This is a genomic window from Gottfriedia endophytica (assembly GCF_017814275.1).
GTDB lineage: Bacteria > Bacillota > Bacilli > Bacillales > Bacillaceae_G > Gottfriedia > Gottfriedia endophytica.
The window spans coordinates 112,942-129,224 of the sequence record NZ_JAGIYQ010000006.1 but is presented as its reverse complement, the minus strand read 5'-3'; the positions used below and the strand labels follow the sequence as shown (position 1 = coordinate 129,224).

Genomic DNA, 16,283 nt, shown 5'->3' with positions numbered 1-16,283 from the left:
TTTAGAAAAAGCTTCAAAGTTTACTACTATAAATGTGGAACGATTAATCTTGTTGAATAATCTCGTAATTATTTAAGCCAGTTCTCGATGCAATTCTATTTAATTGCATTTTTAATGTAATATTGTTTTTAATTGTAAAAATAATTTTTTTGAATCCAGTTTGTTGGTATAATGTGTAACAGTTTTCTAGTAGAGGCAAAACATCTTGGGAGGATACAGCTAGTTCTGTACAGTCTAAATCAATATTGTACTCGCTAGGTTTAAATTTTTTGACTTCATTATTGTAATCATTAATGAAATTTAACCCATCTTTCTCTTCGAATCGACCTTCAACTTTTACGTTTAAAACTTTTTTACTAGAATCAAGTTTAAAATTATAGCTTCCCATCAGTTTCCACAACCTTCCAATTTCAGTGAATTTTACAAATTATTTATCGCCATTGTTACTTGATTTATTTACTCTTTGGTAATGAAACTATTCTTTTTACCTACTAGAAAATAAATTTATAGGCCCTTTGGGTAACAAGTTTATAGATTACTATCTAACTATTTTAATAGACCCCGAATTGAAGGGACCCTTCATTTGTTTTAGAAGGTATTTAAGTAATTACGAAGAATAAATATAAATACCAAATAGAAATAGAGGTAAACTTTTTATGACAATACAATTAAAAAGTGTCACAAGAGAAAATTGGGAAGAAGCATTAGAGCTAAAAGTTAATGAAAAGCAAAATAAATTTGTTCCCTCAGTAGCTGTATCTCTTGCTAAAGTCTATATTAAACCAGACGGAGACAATGTTGAGTATATCCCTTTTGCCATTTATGACGATGAGAAAATGGTTGGATTTATCATGCATGCCTACGTAGAAAATACAACGAATATGTATTGGATCAATGGTTTTATCATTGATGAAAATTATCAAGGTAAAGGATATGGTAGAGCCGCATTATCTGAGATGGTTAAATGGATCGTCAATCGATTTCCTAAGTGCAAAGAAATTCGTTTAACCGTATTTAGAGAAAATGAAGCTGCTTGTGCATTATATAAAAGTTTTAGCTTTCAACCAACAGGGGATGTTTATGGAGACGAAGATGTATGGTTTCTTTCAATTGATTAAGGAAGACATACTAAATCTTTAAGAAGACTGGAATGCCACCTTTTTTCTTTATAGCTATGAAATTACTTTATAAAGAGTATTTAGATCAAGAAACAAAAAGTGGAATTCTTAATTAATAATTTTCAAAAAGGATGTGAAATCTGGGCATGCACTTAGGAGATATTATCTTTCAAATTATTGTATTTGGTTTCGTATTCTTATTGTTAACTGCTTTTACATTATTTGTTAAATCGTTGGTAAGGAATCAAAATGAAAAAATTCAACATAATAATGAGCTTGAGAAGAAATTAGATAAAGTCACTTCTTTATTAGAGGAAAAGGAGAGTAAGAATTAACTTGAGATTAGTTTAGAAGAGAGTGAGTTTTATTAAGAGTAAATTATTTCCTTATGATTCAGTTAGAACTGAATTATAAGGATTTTTTTTAAAACCCAATAAAAAGTTTGCTCCATGTCACAAACCATTCCCCTAAATCGTTATAAGGGTAAAGGGGGAAGAACATATGAAAAATATCATTGTTTTAGGTGGCGGGTACGCTGGAATTCATTTAATTAAGTCATTAAAAAACCAACTTAAAAATGAAATTGGAAGTAGTGTCAGAATCATTTTAGTTGATAAAAATCCATACCATTTTAGAAAGGTTTTACTTTTTAAAGTCGTCACAGAGGAAGTTCAAATCAAAATTCCGTTCGAGCATTATTGTTCAGAAGGAATTGAGTTTATGCAAGGAGAAGTGTTAAACGTTGATTCCACTAGTAAAAATGTAGAATTAAAGGTGGAGAATGAACAAGTTATTAATTTGCCTTATGATTATTTAGTTATTGCACTTGGAAGTGTTGCAAAAGTAAACTCAACAATTCCAGGTGGGATCAGTTTAGGAGACGAAAAAAGCGCACTGTTAATTCGTGAACAGATAAATGATTTAATTCAATGTGCGAAATTGATAGATGATAAAGAAAAACAAAAGGATGCTCTTAGAATTGCAGTAGTTGGTGGTGGAATCACTGGGATTGAGACAGTATCTGAGTTAGTTGAATGGTATAAAAATAAACTGGGTATAGCAGGAATAAATCCTGAACATGGAGAAATTCTTCTACTTGATCCAAAGGAACATTTACTAGATATTGCCCCATTAAAAGTTTGTGAAAAACTAGAACACAAACTAAGGGACTTAGGAGTAAAATTTATTCCAAAAACAAGAGTAAGAGAATATAAAGAGAATCAACTGCATTGTGAAAATGGCGCTGTTTATTCAGTAAGAACTTGTATCGTAACAAACGGATTGTCTGCAAATCCATTAATAAAAAAAATGGGGTTACCTCTCTCTGAACACAATCAATTGATTGTAAATGATATTTACTGTGTTAATGGCTACAACAATATTTTTGCTATTGGAGATTGCGCAAGAGTAGTTGATCGAAAGACTAATCAAATTGATAGCATGACGTGTAAGGAAGCTGTTCCTCAAGCTCAGAGATTAGGCAAAATCCTTACTAATTTACTTTTAAATAGACCGAATAAAGTCACGCATAAAGGATTTCCAGTGAAAGGATATGGCATTAGTTTGGGTCCGCATGAGGCATTTGTTTGGGCACAAAAATGGGGGATCGACTTTGTCATTACGGGTAAATTGGGTTTGCGAATAAGAAAAATGACGTGGGATCAAGCAAGTTTAGTGACGAATAGCAAATAGAAAAAGCATAGGAGAAGATGAGCGATGGATAATGAGTTATTAAACGAATGTTATATCGAGTATAAACGACTTCTTTTCTCATTAGCTTATCAATTGACAGGGAGTATATGTGATGCTGAAGATGTCATTCAGGATGTTTTTGCACAATTAAGTACGTACGATCTGAAACATCAAACGAACATGAAGGGCTTTTTATGCAAATTAGTCACGAATCGTTGTTTCGATTTGATCAAGTCTGCAAGGAAAAAAAGAGAATTATATGTAGGTACTTGGCTGCCAGAACCATTAATTGTTGAAGAGGACCCACTTTATGAAATCAGTATAGAAAATGATGTGTCACTGGCATTGCTTTTACTTTTTGAAAAGTTAAATCCTACTCAAAGAGCGATCTTCATTCTTCGAGAAGTTTTAGAGTTTGACTATAAGACCATTGCAGAGATTGTACAAAAGGAAGAATGTACTTGTAGAAAAATATTTAGTAGAGTGAAAAATAGTTTACCTAACATTGAGGAAGAACTATCGACTCCAGATAATCACGAGAAGGTTATTAAGCAATTTATTGGTGCTTTTCAACAAGGTAATGTCAATCAAATTATTGATATTTTACAACACGATATTGTTTACTATGCAGATGGTGGGGGCAAGACTGTTGCTGCATTACGTCCAATTTTTGGTATCGAACGAGTTGGAAAGCTGCTTGAATCTCTAATGAATAAAATTTGGAATGAAGATATAAAGGTATCGTTAGGAAATGTAAATGGACGTACTGGAATTATTTTTCAAGATGCACATGGGCTAAAAGGTGTAGTCGGTTTTAATATTAAGCAGGATAAAATTAAAGAAATTTATTTTGTAGCAAACCCTGATAAATTGAAGGTTCATTAATAGACTGTTTCCACCACATTTATTGTTGGTGGATTTTTTTATGAGCAAATTTTTTGAAATATATGAATAAGGAGGTTTATAATTTGTTAAAGTTTAGCTGTTTGAAACAAAAATGGTTAATATGCTTTTTGGCAACAATAAATGATTATCAAATAAATTAGGGGTGTTAAGTAATGAGTAAATTGCTGTTTTCTCCATATGAAATAAAAGGTTTACAATTAAAAAATCGAGTAGTCATGGCGCCGATGTGTCAATATTCGGTAACTGAGAAGGATGGTAAGCCAAATGATTGGCATTTTGTACATTATGTCAGTCGTGCGATTGGTGGAACAGGCTTGATCATCATGGAAATGACGGATGTTGAACCAGATGGACGTATTTCGAATTATGATTTAGGGTTATGGTCAGATGATCACATTCCTGCCTTTTCTAGAATTATTGATGCAGTTCATTCACATGATGCAAAAATTGGGATCCAAATTGCACATGCGGGTAGAAAAGCGCAAGATGCAGCGGAACCAGTAGCACCGTCTGTTATTAAATTGCCAGGAGAAGGTTTTAATACGCCACGTGCATTGACAACAGAAGAGGTAAAAGAAATGGTGCAGCTATATGCCGACGCAGTTCGTCGTGCTGTGACTGCAGGGGTAGATATGATCGAAATTCATGGTGCGCATGGCTATTTAATTCACCAATTCCACTCTCCATCTTTCAATAAGCGTGATGACGAATATGGAAAAGATCTTACTAAATTCGGAGTAGACATCATAAAAGCTGTCAAAAAAGAAATGCCAGCTGATATGCCACTATTTTTCCGAATTTCTGCAGCTGAGTATATCGATGGTGGGTATGGAATTGATCATTCAATCGAATTATGCAAGGTATATAAAGAAGCAGGCGTAGATGTATTCCACATTAGTTCAGGTGGAGAAGGAGCTCCTGGAGAAAGAAAACCTGGGAACTATCCTGGATACCAAGTACCGTTTGCTAGAAAAATTCGAGAAGTACTTGATGTACCGGTTGTTGCAGTGGGAATGCTTGATGAACCAGCTTTGGCAGAAGCAGTTGTTTCGAATGGTGATGTAGATTTAGTTGCAATCGGCCGAGGACTGCTTCGTGATCCATATTGGGCAACACATGCCGCAGTAGAGTTGAGAAATAAAGAAAGAAGCTTTGCTCCAAAACAATATGAGCGTGCGTATTAATTATTTATTTTTTGGTTGATGTGTGTGTGCGGTTTGTGCGGTGTCGAATTTTGTAGAATGACCGATATAATGTTGTTTTTGGCTGATAAATTAGATGGAATGACCGATATATTGTAAAAATGATTGATATTTTGGCAGAAGTGACTGATAAACTTGTAGTTCTGACCGATATATTCTGAGTTGGCCGAAAGAATAGAGGAAATGGCCCATATATTCTCAAAAACGGACCATAAAATAACGAAAACGGACCATATTATCTCAAAAATGGCCCATATAAATGCTAAAACGGCCCATATAATGGTGATATTTCCTGAGCCGGCCGAAAAAACTGCAATTCTGGCCGAATAATCATCAAAACCGGCCGGAAAAATAATCATTTTGGCCGAATAAATCAGATTTTGGTTGAATTATTATCAAAAACGGTTGAATAAACTAGATTTTGGTTGAATTGTCACCAAAAACGGTTGAATAAATCTGATTTTGGTTGAATTATTACCAAAAACGGTTGAAAAAATCAGAATCTGCTCGAATCATCGCCAAAACTAGTTGAGTAAATCAGAATCTGCTCGAATCATCATCAAAACCAGTTGAATAAACCAGAATCTGGCCAAATTATCATCAGCATCGACTGACAAACGATAATCCTACTGAATTATCATCATTAACCGGCCATATACAGTCTCTCCAACAAACTAACCAACACAACGAAAAAGCACCTTCTCTCAAGAAAAGGTGCTTTTTTCTATATATACCTACCTCAATTAGAAATCAAAGTTATCTGGATCTGGACCAGTTCGATGATTTTCATTTAAAGAACTAATTTTATTCATCTCATCTTGTGTTAGTTCGAAATCAAAGATGTTGGCATTAGCAATGATGCGCTCTTCTTTTACTGATTTCGGAATTGTTACGACTTCGTTTTGGATGTCCCAGCGTAAAATTACTTGTAGGACCGCTTTGTTATATTTTTCAGCAATTTCAATTAAAGTTGGGTTATCGATTAGTTGTCCTCGCATTAGTGGAGCCCAAGCTTCGAGTTGAATATTATTTTTTCTGCAGAAGTCACGTAGTTCTGTTTGTGTTAAACGTGGGTGGTATTCAACTTGATTCACCATTGGATTAATTTCTGAATCAGCAATTAAGTCTTCTAAATGGTGGATGTTGAAGTTACACACACCAATTGCGCGAACGCGGCCATCTTTATACAGTTTTTCAAGTGCTTTCCATGTTTCTTTATATTTTCCTTTTACTGGCCAGTGGACTAAATATAAATCTAAGTAGTCTAATCCAAGCTTTTTCAAACTTTTTTCAAAAGCAGCTAAAGTGGACTCATATCCTTGATCAGAATTCCAAACTTTTGTTGTAATAAATAATTCTTCACGAGGAATTTCTGATTCTTTAATGGCTTGCCCTACGCCTTCTTCATTTTGATAAAATGCTGCAGTATCAATACTACGGTACCCATTTCGGAGTGCTGCTTTTACAGAGTTTATAACCTCTTGACCTTCCTCTGCTTTATAGACTCCTAAACCAAACCATGGCATTTTAACACCATTAGCTAAGACAGTACAATCTTGTAGATTTTTTGCCATCTTTCATAACCTCCTCTAGCCTTTCACTAAAAACAAACTTATTTTCTCATAGTTGGTTGAAAATAGGAAATTTCTTGATTAAGAAAATTTCCTTACATACTGACATTAAGTTAATAGATCGATGTCGGATTTTGAAGAATGTCCTCTGTATTTTCCGATAACAAGGACATAATTCAACCTGCACTGGAAATGATAATGAATAAGGCAAAAAAAATCCATTTAGTTCGTCGACGGAAAGTGAGCGGACTTTCATGAATATCAACAATGATGTTATACAGAGCCTTAAATAAAATAACGGGAAATGGGAATCCCTTTAATCCTAAAAACTAAGCAGATTTGCTTAACGTAAAGGAGAAATGGATATGTCAGAAACAAATGCTGAACAAAATATACCAATCGGATCAAATGGACAATTTGAGTTGCTTGATCAACTTTTAAACCCAGAAGTTCAGAAGTCTTTAACTTCTTTAATAGAACAGCTTCCAAAATTAACGGAAATTGTAACTTGTATGACGAAAACTTATGATTTTGCTCAGTCAGTTGCAACGGATGATGTATTGAAGAATGATACTGTTGGTGCGATTAAAGAAATTATGGATCCAGTGACAGATAATGTGAAGCGAATGGCCGTAGCTGCTATTGAAGCAAAAGATTACTCAGAAGACAGCAATGAAGTGATTGGTATTTTTGGCATTTTAAGAATGTTAAAAGATCCACAAGTACAAAGGATGCTTCGCTGTGTAAATGCATATCTTAGAATTTCAGCAAGAGATGATCGTCTTTAATTGAAAGAATGGAGGATGAACGATGTCTAAAAAAATTGTTATTTTAGGGGCAGGTTATGGTGGACTATTAACTGCTTTAACCGTTCGCCATCATTATAGTAAGGCTGAAGCAGAAGTGATTGTGGTAAATCAGTTTTCAACACACCAAATTATTACAGAATTACATCGCTTAGCAGCAGGAAGTGTTTCAGAACGTGCTGTTTCGATTCCGCTAGATAAGCTTTTCAAAGGAAAGGATATTAATCTTAAGATTGCTAAGGTAGAGTCATTTTCAGTTGAAAATAAAGAAGTGAAACTTTCAGACGGGTCTAATTTATCGTACGATGCTCTTGTAGTTGGATTAGGAAGCACCACGGCTTACTTCAACATTCCAGGGCTCCAAGAAAATAGTTTAGTGTTGAAATCCGTTAAGGATGCTAAAAATATTTATCAACATATTGAAGAGCGAATTCGTGAATATTCGAATTCAAAAAATGAAGCTGATGCAACGATATTAATTGGTGGCGGAGGTTTAACTGGGGTTGAATTAGTCGGTGAAATTGCTGATAAGATGCCTAAGCTTGCGAAGACCTATGGAATAGACCCTAAGGAAGTAAAATTGCTTCTTGTAGAAGCGAGTCCAAATATTCTTTCAATGTTACCAGAGCATTTAATCGAGCGTGCAACTTCTAGTCTAGAAGCACGTGGTGTAACATTCTTAACAGGTCTTGCTGTCACAAATGTTGAGGGAAATACTGTTTCTTTGAAAGATGGTCAAAAAATTACAACGAATACTTTCGTTTGGACAGGTGGAGTGCAAGGGAATCCTCTAGTTGGAGAATCTGGTCTTGAAGTAAATCGTGGACGTGCAACTGTTAACGAGTACCTTCAATCTACTTCACATAAAGATGTATTTGTTGCAGGTGATAGTGCGGTTGTTTTTGCACCAGATGGCAAACCATATCCGCCCACAGCACAAATTGCTTGGCAAATGGGTGAAGTGATTGGCTATAATCTTTACGCCTATTTAGAAAATAAATCGTTTGAAGTATTTAACCCAGTAAATTCAGGAACACTTGCAAGCCTTGGTCGCAAAGATGCTGTTGCCATCATTGGAGGGAATTCAACACCAATAAAAGGATACCCAGCATCTTTAATGAAAGAAGCGAGCAACATACGCTATTTATCGCATATCAATGGATTGTCTAGCTTAGCATATTAAAATTTTTAAAACTTTAAGCATGTAGTTAATCTGCATGCTTTTTTCTTATACTAAAAAAAGCATAAAATACCTAATTTGGTATTTTATGCTTTTAAATTTAATACTTTATTGCAACACTAATTCAGCAGTTACTGGGTTATGGTCACTATTTTCAAATCCTAAATCATGACCTTTTACATTTTTCACAGTAATGTTAGGAGAAACTAAAAATCCATCAATTACAGCTTGGAAATTACGCCCCTTTTTAAAAGGGTAATCATCTGAACGAGTTGATGGAATTGTTTTATCCGCAACCCATTGGAAGCCAGCTGGTTTAAAGGAAGAAGGGAATTTTTGTAGCCAATCTGGCCATTTTTCTGTTGTTGGAAATAAATAAGGATCTGTAGTTGGAATTGCGTGATTCCAATCCCCACCTAAAATGATGTAATTTCCTTTTTGAATTTCTTTATTTAAGTACGCTGATAAATACTTCAATTGTTGTTTACGAACTTTCCCACCTTTATCGTATGCTGATAGGTGAAGATTGATTAGGACAAGCTCTTTTCCGTTATCAACTGGCATTCTACTTTCGATGAAAGCACGATCTAAATCAAATTGCTGACGAGGCCAGTTTTCTTGACCAGCTAATTTATAACGGTGACTATCTGAAATCTTAAATTTAGATAAAGTTAATAAACCACTATTAGCTGATCCTAGCGGGTGAAATATTGGAACTGGAACCCAAGGAACCTTATAGTTTACTGCAAATGTATTGCTGTAGTCAGGTAATCTTTTTGTAAGATCGTTCACTTCGTTAATATGATAGCTACGAGTAGAATTCTTATCGATCTCTTGGATGAGATTAATGTCTGATCTTTCATTTGTAATAAAAGAAGTGATTCCTTTTAAATTTGTCATTGTTTGTTTTTTACTACTGGACCCTGACATAGTTCCGCCATCCATAAAGAAGTCCTCATTTTTATCTAAGCCAGCATATCCAATGTTAAAAGTTGTAATTGAAAAAGGCTGTCCTTTTTTCAATATCTGCTCTTTATTATTCTTAACAGAAAGTGGTAGAACTTCAGCAGGCTTATAATCTGTGATTGTTACATAGGCTAAAAAGCCAGCGAATAGTAATGCAAAACCAACAATCAAATAGCCTAGCCATTTTAAAATCTTTATGATCATTCATTTTCCTCCTTAAAACCTTCTTAAAAATTTTCAAGTTATGAATTGCTAATCCTTATTATAATTCAAAAACCAATAAAATAACTGAATTTTCTTTCTTTGGAATTCTTGTCGATAAAAAAGACTAGAATTTTCAGATGAAAATATTGACAGTCACTTTCATTTTACATAGTATATCATTATAAATTAACTTTCAAATAATTCTTTGTATTAAAAATGAAGGGTGGTTTTTGAAATGAAAAATATGAATACGCGTAGATGGTGGGTTCTTGGTGCTCTTTCGTTTGGTTTGATTGCTGTGGGTTTAGATATGACGGTGCTTAACATTGCATTACCTACTTTAGCAATTGAGTTACATGCATCAAACAGTGAGCTTCAGTGGTTTGCAGATTCTTACAATTTAGTGGTGGCTGCAGTATTGTTACCTGCAGGAATGTTAGGTGATAGACTTGGTCGTAAAAAAATGTTACTGATATCATTTGTTATGTTTGGAACAGCTTCAATTGGTTGTGCCTATTCGGATTCTCCAGAAATGTTAATTGGAATGAGATGTTTATTAGGGTTAGGGGCAGCCTTTTTAATTCCACTATCAATGTCCATACTTCCGGTGCTCTTCTCAGGCAATGAACGCACAAAGGCAACAATGATATGGGCGACCGCCAACATGTTAGGTATCCCATTAGGACCTATTGTTGGTGGATGGTTACTTAAAAACTATCATTGGGGATCAGTATTTTTACTAAATATTCCTTTTGTTATCGTTGCATTAATTGCTATTTCAATTTTATTGCCAGAATCTAGAAGTACAAATCATTCAAAATTTGATGGAATAGGTGTACTAACTTCAAGTGTAGGTCTTGTCGCTTTAACTTACGGCGTAATAAAAGCTGGTGAAAAAAGCTGGAGTGATAGCGGTGTACTTTTGTATCTTTGTTTAGGAATCTTGGCACTCGTTGGTTTTGTGGTGTGGCAAAGGAATACAAAAAGTCCACTCATTGATTTATCTTTATTTCGATCTGCTCGCTTTACTTGGGGATCTATTTTAGCAACTCTTGCTTCTTTTACGATATTCGGATTATTGTTTGCAATTCCACAATATTTTCAAGCGGTTGGTGGAGCTGATACATTAGGGACTGGATTACGTTTATTACCTTTGATTGGTGGGTTAATAGTTGGAGCTAAATTTGCTGATAAATTAGGTATCAGATTAGGGGCTAAATACGTTGTGGCAATTGGCTTTGGGTTGATTGCCTTAGGATTATTCATCGGAACTACAACAAAGGTTGGAAGTCAGTATAGTTTTGCAGCTTTATGGATAACTATTACAGGTATAGGTTTAGGGTTGGCACTTCCTACATCAATGGATGCTGCACTTGGTGAACTTTCAGCAGAGAGAAGTGGAGTTGGTTCTGCATTAATTATGGCCTTACGTCAAGTTGGTGGCACAATTGGAGTAGCGATTTTAGGTAGTGCACTTAATTCAAATTATCGTAATCATTTAGATGTTACTGGTTTGCCTGAAGCAGTAGCAAATACGGTAAAACATAGTGTAGCTGCTGGAGTTGCAGTTGCAAAACAGATTAATTCGGTAAAATTAGTAGAATCTGTCCGTGCGGCTTTTGTAAATGGTATGGAGATTATGCTGTTAGTTTGCGGAGGGGTTGCCGTACTTGGAATTATACTAACGTTGTTATTTTTGCCTCGTAAAAAGTCTAACGGACAAGAGAAGAGTACTCAATTAGAATCATTGTCTATCGATAAATAAAAATGTAAACTTGTACTATAGAATGCTTAATTAACATGTCGCTTAAAAATATAAAATGGGGGTGGAAATTTGTCTTTAGCAGACCAGCCAAAGTCTAGCCTTCGTGAACGTAAAAAGGCTAAGACTAGGGCCACTATTCAACAAAATGCATTACGTTTATTTCATGAACAAGGATATGCTGATACAACAGTTGAACAAATAGCCGATGAATCAGAAATCTCACCTAGTACTTTTTTTAGATATTTTCCAACTAAGGAATCGGTTGTTTTAGATGATGACTATGATCCGGTAATAATTGAAGAATTTAAAAGGCAACCAAAAGACTATAGTCCAATTCAAGCTCTACGTGGTGCATTGAAAGCAGCTTTTTCAAATTTTACAGTTGTTGAGCGGGCAGCAGTTCGAAAACGAATGGAACTTATTATGTCCGTTCCTGAACTTCGAGCAGCATCCTTAAATCAAGTTTCAAATACTGTAAATATGATCGCATTAATGATTGCTGAGCGGGTTGGTCGTGACAGTAGTGACATTGAAGTTCTTACTTTTGCAGGAGCTGTAATAGGTGCTATAACGTCAGTTCTATACTATTACGCACAAAATCCAGATATTAAAATTGAGAAAGCTATTGATGATACATTACTTCAACTTGAAGCAGGATTTCCGCTTTAATTTTTTGATAGACTACCTTGAAAATAACATCTTAAAAGACAATTATTATAGGATGAATTCCTTATTTTTATGGTCCATGGTGCGAGTTTTATTAGGATGTATGTCTCTATTTTAAGATTGTTGCTTTTAGGTTATGTAATTTAAAAGACAGAAGTTGATTGGAACGGAAGGGTGCTCGACTCCTGTGGGAGATGCGGGAAGGCTGAGACCCCACAGGAGCGTATGCGACGAGGAGGCTCAGCTCACGCCCCTAGGAAAGCGAGCATCCTGGAGTGGAAATCAACTTACACATACTAAAATAGCAACAATATATACAAAACAGCCTTTTGATAAGAGTGTTAGACAAATGGATAAGTAAAAGAACGGACTTGCAAAAAAATGGCAGGTCTGTTTTTTGATGGATAAAAAGTGATTAATTCAAGATATTTTGATTTTCTTAAAATAATTTAATCTAAAATCACCTTCTTACAAGCAAGTAATTCCCATAAATAAAGCATGTAGACTATTTTTTGGGCAACACTAAGCCATATAGTTTTTAACGCTTATGAAACTTTTAGTTTTCATAAAAGGTGGAGAAATACATGTGTGGTATTTTTGGAATTATGTGGAATGCACAAGAAAAAAGTTCAAAGCTAGATTTAGAACAGCTAAAACAATTAACGAATTTAATAACTCATCGCGGACCAGATGATGAAGGGTTTTATGAAGATGAGTTTGTATCATTATGTTTTAAGAGACTGAGCATTATTGATATTCACGCAGGACATCAACCTTTATCGTATGAAGATGGTCGTTATTGGATTATTTTTAATGGTGAAATTTATAATTATTTGGAATTACGAGAAGAGTTAATCGTGCTTGGATATCAGTTTAAAACAAATACAGATACAGAGGTTATTTTAGCAGGTTATAGTGCATGGAAAGAAAAGGTATTAAATAGGCTAAGAGGAATGTTTGCATTTGTGATTTGGGATACTCAGACCGGACAATTATTTGGGGCAAGAGATCCTTTTGGAATAAAGGGATTTTATTACTATGAGGATAAGGAAAAGTTAATTTTCTCTTCTGAAAGTAAAGTGATTTTAAACGCTCTAAAACCTGAGTGGAACTATGAAGTTAGTCAAACATCCTTGCAACAGTATTTATCTTTTCAATATGTACCCGAACCGGCAACAATATTTGAGGGAATCAAAAAATTAGAACCAAGTCATTATTTTGTGAAGAAATTAAATGAACCAATGACAATAAAAAGATACTGGTCAAATCATTTTGAAGTAAAAAAACAGAACGAAGAAGAGGTTTATAAACAAATTCGAAATGCTCTATTCGATTCTGTGAAGTTGCATATGCGAAGTGATGTGCCTGTTGGTTCATTTTTGTCTGGAGGAATCGATTCATCGGCAATCGTTTCAATTGCAAAAGAATTCCACCCGAAACTAAAAACTTTTTCAGTAGGATTTGAACGAGAAGGTTATAGTGAAGTTGATGTGGCAAAAGAAACGGCAGATGCTTTGGGATTAGAAAATATAAGCTATATTATTACTCCTGAAGAATTTCTAAATGAATTGCCTAAGATCGTTTGGCATTTAGATGACCCTTTGGCAGACCCTGCAGCAGTACCTCTATATTTTGTTGCTAGGGAGGCAAAAAAGCATGTTACTGTTGTTTTGTCAGGTGAAGGTGCAGATGAATTGTTTGGAGGATACAACATTTATCGAGAACCTATTTCTCTAAAACCGTTTAACTACGTACCATCCTATTTTAAAAAAATCATCAAACAATTATCCATTCATATACCTGAAACGGTTAAAGGTAAGAATTATTTACTAAGAGGGTGCACTCCTTTAGAAGAAAGATATATTGGAAACGCCAAAGTATTTGAAGAGATGGAGAAAAAACTTGTTTTAAAAGATTATCATAGTGGAATTCATTATCAAGATATTACTAAGCCGTTTTATCAAAATGCAATAGGGTATCCTGCAATTGACAAAATGCAGTACATTGATATCAATACGTGGCTCAGAGGAGATATTTTATTAAAAGCAGATAAAATGACGATGGCTCATTCTTTAGAGTTACGAGTTCCATTTTTAGATAAGGAAGTATTTCGTGTAGCATCAAGTTTAGAGCCAACATTAAAAACTCGTGAAGGTACTACCAAATTTGCTTTGAGACAAGCAGTAAAAGGGATTGTTCCGGACCATGTATTAAATCGTAAAAAGTTAGGATTTCCAGTACCAATAGGTCATTGGTTTAAAGATGAGTTGTATGATTGGGCAGTAAATTTAATCAAGACAAGTCATACAGACCATTTTTTCAATAAGCAAACAATACTGAAGTTATTAGAAGATCATCGTAAAGGTGAACGGGATAATAGCCGGAAACTATGGACAATTTTTATCTTTATGATGTTTCAAAAAGTATTTATTGAAAATGAGTATGAATTCGATAAAAAGGCAGCGTTACAACTACAATAATACATACTTTGTATTCTTCGTTTAAATAAATATTAGGAAAAACGGACTTGCAAAAAAGTAAGTCCGTTTTTGATATATACGGAATTTCAGAACTAAAAATAGGAAACATTACGTAAGAGAAGATGATAAAAAGGTGCATAAAATAATTGTGGTTAATTGTGTAAATGGCAGGAGTAATTAAAAGATTTTGTTATATGAAACAGTTGATATAGAACTTGATTTCCGCCCCACGGAAAGCGAGCAACCTGGAGCGGAAATCAACTAGATATACGAAAACAGCCAAAAAATAAAACCAAAATATAAAACGAAAACGGTTACAAAATGTTACCTGAATAATAAAAGTTACAAAAATAACAGTAAATTAATTTTATCTTAAAGTTAGTTTTGTATCCTTAAAAAGAGATAGAAATAATTAAAGAAAGGGATGCTATTACATGGTAGAGGTTGAAGTTACGATTAATTATAATGGAAAAAATTACAAAACAAATGTACTTGTAAATAGAGGAGCTACCCGTGATGAAGTCTACAAATTAGCTTTAGACCAAATTAAAAAACAATGGAACTTGAACTAACTCCAATAAATAAGGGGTGAAAAATATGAATGAAAAGCAGATAGTAGGAGAAAAAGCCGCGGAATATGTCAAAGACGGAATGATTGTTGGGCTTGGGACAGGTTCGACGGTTTTTTATACAATAAAAAAGCTAGGCGAAATGGTCAATCAAGGTTTATCAATTAAAGGAATTCCTACTTCAATACAAACAGAAACATTAGCAAGAGAGCTTAAAATTCCACTCGTTAATTTTAGTGAAGTAGATTGTATTGATGTTGCGATTGACGGAGCTGATGAGATTGATTCTGACTTGAATCTAATTAAAGGAGGGGGAGGCGCATTATTGAGAGAAAAGATTATTGCAAAAGCGGCTAACACTTTTATTGTTGTAGCTGATTCAACAAAAATTGTAGAGTCTCTTGGTAGTTTTCCCCTTCCTGTTGAGGTAGTTCCTTTTGGATATGAGATGACAAAAAAACAGATTATACAGTTAGGAATTGAACCTACACTTCGTCAAGTAAACAATCACCCCTATAAAACAGATAATGGAAATTACATTTTTGACTGTGAAATTTCTAGTATTTTTCATGCTTCAGAATTAGAAAAAGGGCTTAATATGATCCCAGGTGTAGTTGAAAATGGATTATTTGTCAAAATGGTTGATGCTGTCATTACATTAGATAGCAAAAAGGATATTGTGATAAAGAAAATTAATTGATAAAATGTATAAAATAAGACAGTTAAAGTAAGCAGATAAAATAGGGTATCACTCCTAAATTATCTGCTATTTTTGTGGAATTAAATGAAGTATTTAGTCAAATTTTAATTAGATTTTATAAAAAATGATTTATATCTATTTCAATAGAGTAAAAATACATTTAGAATGACAAAATAAGGTTAAGAATGTATGTCGAAATATCTGAATAGTTAAGAATAATAATCTGTTTAAAGTGATCTAAGCAATATTAAAACATTGCTCTTTTTTAAAGATTGTTGCTTTTAGGTTATGGAATTTAAAAGACAGAAGTTGATTGGAACGGAAGGGTGAAGGGCTCCTGTGGGAGATGCGGGAAGGCTGAGACCCCACAGGAGCGTATGCGACGAGGAGGCTCAGCTCACGCCCCTAGGAAAGCGAGCATCCTGGAGTGGAAATCAACTTACACATACTAGAATAGC

Annotated in this window: 15 protein-coding genes; 12 read left to right on the top strand and 3 right to left on the bottom strand. The window is 34.3% G+C overall.

Annotated elements, in window-relative coordinates:
- Nucleotides 1-43: 43 nt before the first annotated feature.
- Nucleotides 44-388 (bottom strand): hypothetical protein, encoded by a 345-nt coding sequence (locus tag J5Y03_RS11090; protein WP_209405560.1) that lies wholly within the window; start codon nt 386-388, stop codon nt 44-46.
- Between the two features lie 268 nt (nt 389-656).
- On the opposite strand from J5Y03_RS11090, the gene J5Y03_RS11085 reads away from it, so the two are divergent.
- The 5 genes from J5Y03_RS11085 to J5Y03_RS11065 all read left to right on the top strand — a co-directional run bounded on the left by J5Y03_RS11085 (nt 657) and on the right by J5Y03_RS11065 (nt 4,900).
- Nucleotides 657-1,118, top strand: coding sequence for a GNAT family N-acetyltransferase (locus tag J5Y03_RS11085; protein WP_209405558.1), 462 nt, complete (start codon nt 657-659; stop codon nt 1,116-1,118).
- Nucleotides 1,119-1,264: 146 nt separating this feature from the next.
- Entirely contained in the window at nt 1,265-1,453 is a 189-nt protein-coding gene (locus J5Y03_RS11080; RefSeq protein WP_209405556.1) for a DUF4083 domain-containing protein, read from the top strand.
- Between the two features lie 166 nt (nt 1,454-1,619).
- A complete protein-coding gene (locus J5Y03_RS11075) occupies nt 1,620-2,810 on the top strand; it encodes an NAD(P)/FAD-dependent oxidoreductase (RefSeq protein WP_209405554.1) in 1,191 nt (396 codons plus the stop codon).
- 24 nt (nt 2,811-2,834) lie between these two features.
- Nucleotides 2,835-3,695 carry an RNA polymerase sigma factor SigJ gene (gene sigJ, locus J5Y03_RS11070; RefSeq protein ID WP_209405552.1) on the top strand — a complete coding sequence of 287 codons (861 nt, stop codon included), beginning with the start codon at nt 2,835-2,837 and terminating at the stop codon, nt 3,693-3,695.
- Between the two features lie 173 nt (nt 3,696-3,868).
- Nucleotides 3,869-4,900, top strand: a complete 1,032-nt coding sequence (locus tag J5Y03_RS11065) for an NADH:flavin oxidoreductase/NADH oxidase (protein ID WP_209405550.1) — start codon at nt 3,869-3,871, stop codon at nt 4,898-4,900.
- 761 nt (nt 4,901-5,661) lie between these two features.
- Here J5Y03_RS11065 and J5Y03_RS11060 read toward each other — a convergent pair.
- Nucleotides 5,662-6,492 (bottom strand): aldo/keto reductase, encoded by an 831-nt coding sequence (locus J5Y03_RS11060; RefSeq protein WP_209405548.1) that lies wholly within the window; start codon nt 6,490-6,492, stop codon nt 5,662-5,664.
- 362 nt (nt 6,493-6,854) lie between these two features.
- Between J5Y03_RS11060 and J5Y03_RS11055 the strand changes: the two genes are divergently transcribed.
- Entirely contained in the window at nt 6,855-7,277 is a 423-nt protein-coding gene (locus J5Y03_RS11055; RefSeq protein ID WP_209405546.1) for a DUF1641 domain-containing protein, read from the top strand.
- Nucleotides 7,278-7,299: 22 nt separating this feature from the next.
- The gene (locus J5Y03_RS11050) at nt 7,300-8,478 is read left to right on the top strand and encodes an NAD(P)/FAD-dependent oxidoreductase (protein ID WP_209405544.1); all 1,179 of its coding nucleotides are present in this window, start codon (nt 7,300-7,302) and stop codon (nt 8,476-8,478) included.
- 105 nt (nt 8,479-8,583) lie between these two features.
- On the opposite strand, the gene J5Y03_RS11045 is transcribed toward J5Y03_RS11050, so the two are convergent.
- A complete protein-coding gene (locus J5Y03_RS11045; protein WP_209405745.1) occupies nt 8,584-9,642 on the bottom strand; it encodes an endonuclease/exonuclease/phosphatase family protein in 1,059 nt (352 codons plus the stop codon).
- A 238-nt stretch (nt 9,643-9,880) separates the two neighbouring features.
- On the opposite strand from J5Y03_RS11045, the gene J5Y03_RS11040 reads away from it, so the two are divergent.
- From J5Y03_RS11040 to rpiA, 5 genes are all read left to right on the top strand, one after another.
- Nucleotides 9,881-11,410 (top strand): DHA2 family efflux MFS transporter permease subunit, encoded by a 1,530-nt coding sequence (locus J5Y03_RS11040; protein WP_209405542.1) that lies wholly within the window; start codon nt 9,881-9,883, stop codon nt 11,408-11,410.
- 69 nt (nt 11,411-11,479) lie between these two features.
- Nucleotides 11,480-12,079: an acyl-CoA-like ligand-binding transcription factor gene (locus J5Y03_RS11035; protein ID WP_209405540.1), complete on the top strand. Its 600-nt coding sequence runs from the start codon at nt 11,480-11,482 to the stop codon at nt 12,077-12,079.
- A gap of 581 nt (nt 12,080-12,660) precedes the next feature.
- Nucleotides 12,661-14,556 (top strand): asparagine synthase (glutamine-hydrolyzing), encoded by a 1,896-nt coding sequence (gene asnB, locus J5Y03_RS11030; RefSeq protein WP_209405538.1) that lies wholly within the window; start codon nt 12,661-12,663, stop codon nt 14,554-14,556.
- 434 nt (nt 14,557-14,990) lie between these two features.
- On the top strand, nt 14,991-15,128 hold the full coding sequence (locus J5Y03_RS11025; RefSeq protein ID WP_209405536.1) for a BA3454 family stress response protein: 138 nt from the start codon (nt 14,991-14,993) through the stop codon (nt 15,126-15,128).
- A 25-nt stretch (nt 15,129-15,153) separates the two neighbouring features.
- Complete coding sequence (gene rpiA, locus J5Y03_RS11020) at nt 15,154-15,825, top strand: ribose-5-phosphate isomerase RpiA (RefSeq protein WP_209405534.1); 672 nt, start codon at nt 15,154-15,156, stop codon at nt 15,823-15,825.
- Nucleotides 15,826-16,283 lie beyond the last annotated feature (458 nt).

Bases quoted from the DNA above. Each gene is read 5' to 3' on its own strand.
- J5Y03_RS11090 (WP_209405560.1), bottom strand. From the start codon at position 388: ATGGGAAGCTATAATTTTAAACTTGATTCTAGTAAAAAAGTTTTAAAC.
- J5Y03_RS11055 (WP_209405546.1), top strand. From the start codon at position 6,855: ATGTCAGAAACAAATGCTGAACAAAATATACCAATCGGATCAAATGGA.
- rpiA (WP_209405534.1), top strand. From the start codon at position 15,154: ATGAATGAAAAGCAGATAGTAGGAGAAAAAGCCGCGGAATATGTCAAA.
- J5Y03_RS11025 (WP_209405536.1), top strand. From the start codon at position 14,991: ATGGTAGAGGTTGAAGTTACGATTAATTATAATGGAAAAAATTACAAA.
- J5Y03_RS11060 (WP_209405548.1), bottom strand. From the start codon at position 6,492: ATGGCAAAAAATCTACAAGATTGTACTGTCTTAGCTAATGGTGTTAAA.
- sigJ (WP_209405552.1), top strand. From the start codon at position 2,835: ATGGATAATGAGTTATTAAACGAATGTTATATCGAGTATAAACGACTT.
- J5Y03_RS11040 (WP_209405542.1), top strand. From the start codon at position 9,881: ATGAAAAATATGAATACGCGTAGATGGTGGGTTCTTGGTGCTCTTTCG.
- J5Y03_RS11080 (WP_209405556.1), top strand. From the start codon at position 1,265: ATGCACTTAGGAGATATTATCTTTCAAATTATTGTATTTGGTTTCGTA.
- J5Y03_RS11075 (WP_209405554.1), top strand. From the start codon at position 1,620: ATGAAAAATATCATTGTTTTAGGTGGCGGGTACGCTGGAATTCATTTA.
- J5Y03_RS11085 (WP_209405558.1), top strand. From the start codon at position 657: ATGACAATACAATTAAAAAGTGTCACAAGAGAAAATTGGGAAGAAGCA.
- asnB (WP_209405538.1), top strand. From the start codon at position 12,661: ATGTGTGGTATTTTTGGAATTATGTGGAATGCACAAGAAAAAAGTTCA.
- J5Y03_RS11065 (WP_209405550.1), top strand. From the start codon at position 3,869: ATGAGTAAATTGCTGTTTTCTCCATATGAAATAAAAGGTTTACAATTA.
- J5Y03_RS11050 (WP_209405544.1), top strand. From the start codon at position 7,300: ATGTCTAAAAAAATTGTTATTTTAGGGGCAGGTTATGGTGGACTATTA.